The sequence below is a fragment of the Deltaproteobacteria bacterium genome, assembly GCA_020845775.1.
Classification (GTDB): Bacteria; Bdellovibrionota_C; UBA2361; order SZUA-149; family JADLFC01; genus JADLFC01.
On the sequence record JADLFC010000015.1, the window covers coordinates 1 to 4,274 of the forward strand.

A 4,274-nucleotide genomic window follows, 5' to 3' on the forward strand; every position below is an offset into this window, starting at 1 on the left:
AGCTTCAAGAAAAGCAGCTTAAACTCAGTGAAAAGATAGAAAAACTCGGCAAAAAGTAAATTGTTCGTAAGAAACTAACGTAGCCAACGAGGCGCTAAGCGTTAGCGCCTGTTTCGGCCACTCTTTTTCCCATTTCTAGATCGAGCAAAAATAAACCTTCTTTGCTATCCGCTATTTGACTTAGAGATTCTATAATCGAGCGTGCGGAATTCTCTTCTTCGATTTGCTCTGTAATAAACCACTGCAAAAACACTTGAGTAGCATGGTCCTTATCCGCTACGGCTAAGTCAGTTAATGCATTTATTCGCTTGGTAACTAACTGCTCGTGCGCCAAGCTCCTAGCAAACAAGTCGACCAACGACTCGTAAACGCTCTCAGGCTTCTCTATAGCCAAAAACTCAACATCTGCGTCTTGGGCTAATAAATATTCATAAAACTTCTTAGCATGCATAAACTCTTCTTGCGCTTGAATCTCGAACCAATGGGCAAAACCATTTCGCACTATTGAGCGACAATACGCCGACATCGCAAGATAAAGATAGGAGGAGGACAATTCAAGGTTTAATTGCTCATTAAGCTGTTTCTGCATTTTATCGCTAATCATAATGTTTCGCTCCAATTATCGCCTAACCCAATAAGCCAAATCTAGAAAACCACTTCCTAGTGGATAGTAGCTTCCCTAGGAAAAATTTGCAAAAGCTAGCTTTAAAATAGTCTCTTGCTCCATATTATGAGCCTTAGGAGATCCAGTAGCAGGGCTTGCACTAGCAGAACGCTTCACAGAGTTAACTCTCATCTCACCAGCTACGCGCTCTATACGTGGAAGCACAAAAAATAGTGGCCCCATATTTGCCGGCTCCTCTTGAACCCACGTTAGCATTTGCGCATGTGGATAGCGCCCAATAGCTTCTTTAAGTTCATTTTCAGGAAAAGGATATAACTGCTCTATGCTAACAATAGCTGAATCCGTATTGTTTTGCTTCTTTCGCTCTGCCCTTAACTCATGCGTTATCTTTCCGCTAGAAATTATTATGCGCTTTGCATCTTCATACCCGGGCTCAGTGCCTATCAAGTTAAAGCAGCCATCCGTAAACTCTTCTATGGCGGACGATGCTGCCTGAGCTCTCAACATGCTTTTCGGCGCGAAGACAACTAACGGCTTTCGCCAATAGCGCAGAACCTGGCGTCTCAAGAGATGAAAGTATTGCGAAGCAGTTGAGGGATAGCAAATCTGGAAGTTATCCTCACCTGCTAGCTGCAAATAGCGCTCAATCCTAGCACTTGAATGTTCGGGCCCCTGCCCTTCATAACCATGCGGAAGCAACATGACCAAACCAGATAATAAGCTCCACTTATCCTCAGCTGCCGCTATAAACTGATCGATAATAATCTGCGCTCCATTGGCAAAATCCCCGAACTGAGCCTCCCAGCATACAAGAGCTTCGGGATAGTCTCGACTAAAGCCATACTCAAAACCCACCGCAGCAGCCTCAGACAATGATGAATCAAACACGTCAAACAAACCTTGTCTGTCGTGGAGATGGCGCAGTGGAATATAAGCCCCTCCAGTATTAATGTCATAAAGAACAGCATGCCTATGACTAAAAGTTCCCCTTCTGCAATCCTGTCCAGTAAGCCGAACCGGGATCCCATCCCAAAGCAAAGAACCAAATGCCAACGCCTCTGCCATACCCCAATCTATAAGCTTCTCGCCATACCCCATGCGCCGCCTCAAATCTAAGAGCTGCTTGATTTTCGGGTGGATGCTAAAGCTTTCTTCCTCGACATTTGCCAAAACATCGGTTATCTCGCGCAATCTCTCTTTTGACACGAATGTGGCGACTTCTAGTGATTTATCGTAATGCTGCCCACAATAAGGCTCCCAATAATCTGGAAGAGTAAAGAGGGTTGGCTTCTTAGTCATTTTCTGGCCCTCGGCCTGCTCATTAGACAAAGTATCAACCACTGCTGTTTCTAGCTGCTTTAGCTCTTCTGGTGAAACGCCAATCTTTTCAGCATACGCGCGACAAGTTGGCACTAGCCCCTGAATCTTGGAATACAGCAACGGCTGCGTAATGGTTGGATCGTCAACCTCGCTATGCCCATAATGCCTGTACCCGATTAAATCAATTAATACGTCAGTCTTAAATTCCTTCCTATAATCAAGGGCCATCTCGCCTACGCGCACTACGGCATCTGGCTCAAAGCCATTTACGTGGAAAATAGGCACTGGTAGTCGCTTCATTAAATCTGATGCAAACCTAGACGAGTACATAGCCTCTGGATTAGCGGTAAAACCTATCAAATTATTCACAATGATGTGAACAGTCCCTCCAATATTAAAACCATTTAGCCCCGCCAAGTTAATCGTTTCAGCAGCTATGCCTTGCCCCGCAAAAGCCCCATCTCCATGAAGCAATATTGCTAGCACTTTAGAATACTTCTCCGTATCCTTTAGCCTCTCCTGACGCGCCCTTACTCGTCCAACCAAAACGGGGTTTATAGATTCGAGGTGAGAAGGGTTCGAGGCAAGTCGAACCTGAATAGTCTTCCCCGACGGCGCAGTGTAAACACCGGTTGCACCTAAGTGATACTTAACGTCACCACTACCTAAAACGCTCTTTGGATCTACATCCTCAAATCCAGCAAATATATGCGCCGGACGAACCGAGGTCATGTGAACCATCACGTTTATCCTTCCTCTGTGACTCATGCCAATCATCGCAATCTCAAAGCCTGACTCCGCTGCTTCGATGAGAATTGAGTCGAGCAAAGGCACTAATGACGCCAAACCTTCAAGGGAAAAGCGCTTTGTCCCGACATAGCGAGTATGCAAAAACCTCTCTAGTCCCATAGAAGAAACCAGTCTTTTTAGGATAAACTTCTGGTCGAGCCTCTGACTTGGAGATTCCATTCGCTCCGCCACCCATCGACAACGATCCGGATAGGGCATGTGCATAAATTCAGCCCCAATGAATCCACAATAAATATCGCGCCACTTTCTTTGTTCCTCGGCACTAGCTAAATCCAACTCCGGATGTGAAAAAGGAGCCAAACGACCCAATGGATCTAAAGTAGCCTGTAGGTATCCCCAACGACGAAAACTTTCAGCACAGCTATTATTCATAAAATTACAATGTTATCCTTGTCTATGCCCAGGGTTTAAAAAATGTTACTTATTTAGCAAATGATTTTCAATTTAGGTATGGCTATGCCAAAAATTTTGTGACTACCGCAAAAAGACCTTTTTTATAAATTAAAAGCAATTCTATTATGTTCAAATCATATTGCAAGTACTTGGTGGTACTATTCCTAGGGTTTTTTTTTGCTGGACTAACCCTCTCCTGTAGTCAATCCAAAGAAAGGCAAAGCAAAAAACCGGTCGTTATAGTCTCTGTCCTTCCACAGTCCTTTTTTGTCAGGGAAATTGCTGGCGACGCATTTGACGTCCAGGTTCTTCTGCCACCCTTTGCCAACCACGACACTTACGAACCCAGCATAGAACAGATGAAGCTAATTTACTCTGCGAAAGCTTATATAAAAGTGGGTCATCCCAACCTTACATTTGAAACTATCTGGCTAGACAGGTTAGTGAAAGATAATAAGGACATAGTTATAGTAGATACATCCAAAGGTGTTGAGCTAATGGATGGAGATCCGCATACTTGGCTATCTCCGAAATGTGTAAGAACCGCGACCTCTGAGATCGCTGGAGCTCTCTCCCAGCTACAGCCAGAAAATGCAGAATTATTCGCAGCAAACTTAAAAGGCTTTTTAAGTAAAATCGACCATCTCGATCGAAATATCAAAAGAATTCTCGAATCAAAAAGCGACAAGAAGAAGTTTTTTGTATTTCATCCAGCTTGGGGCTATTTCGCCAACGATTATGGACTGGAGCAGGTGGCTATTGAGCACGACCACAAGGAACCTGGCCCAAACGAGCTCATCCAGGTAATTGAGCATGCGCGAAAAGAAGGGGCCAAAATGATATTTGTCCAACCGCAATTTTCTTCGGCTAGTGCTGAAGTTTTAGCCTCCGAGTTAGACGCAAAAGTAGTAATAATAGACCCGATGGCATTTGATTGGCTTAAAAATTTAGAAAAATTTTCCCTAGCTTTAGCTTCGGCACTATAATCATGACTACCACAGCAGTTGAGCTAATTGATGTAAACGTATCCCTTCGCGGAAAATCGGTTCTCGAGGACATAAATTTTGAGATTTTCGACAAGGAGTTTGTCGCTATCATTGGGCCTAACGGCGGGGGAAAAACCGTC

At 44.2% G+C, this 4,274-nt stretch carries 4 protein-coding genes; 2 read left to right on the top strand and 2 right to left on the bottom strand.

The genetic code is table 11. The features are described from left to right. Positions 1-94: 94 nt before the first annotated feature. Together IT291_00800 and IT291_00805 are read right to left on the bottom strand one after the other, a co-directional pair. Complete coding sequence (locus IT291_00800) at positions 95-604, bottom strand: ferritin (protein ID MCC6219758.1); 510 nt, start codon at positions 602-604, stop codon at positions 95-97. Positions 605-679: 75 nt separating this feature from the next. Then, positions 680-3,127, bottom strand: a complete 2,448-nt coding sequence (locus IT291_00805) for a 2-oxoglutarate dehydrogenase E1 component (protein MCC6219759.1) — start codon at positions 3,125-3,127, stop codon at positions 680-682. Positions 3,128-3,273: 146 nt separating this feature from the next. On the opposite strand from IT291_00805, the gene IT291_00810 reads away from it, so the two are divergent. Continuing rightward, complete coding sequence (locus tag IT291_00810) at positions 3,274-4,134, top strand: zinc ABC transporter substrate-binding protein (GenBank protein MCC6219760.1); 861 nt, start codon at positions 3,274-3,276, stop codon at positions 4,132-4,134. 2 nt (positions 4,135-4,136) lie between these two features. After that, a partial coding sequence (locus IT291_00815) for an ABC transporter (GenBank protein ID MCC6219761.1) occupies positions 4,137-4,274 on the top strand: 138 nt, incomplete at its 3' end.

Coding starts and splice junctions, on each gene's coding strand:
- IT291_00810 (MCC6219760.1), top strand. CDS start 3,274: ATGTTCAAATCATATTGCAAGTACTTGGTGGTACTATTCCTAGGGTTT.
- IT291_00805 (MCC6219759.1), bottom strand. CDS start 3,127: ATGAATAATAGCTGTGCTGAAAGTTTTCGTCGTTGGGGATACCTACAG.
- IT291_00800 (MCC6219758.1), bottom strand. CDS start 604: ATGATTAGCGATAAAATGCAGAAACAGCTTAATGAGCAATTAAACCTT.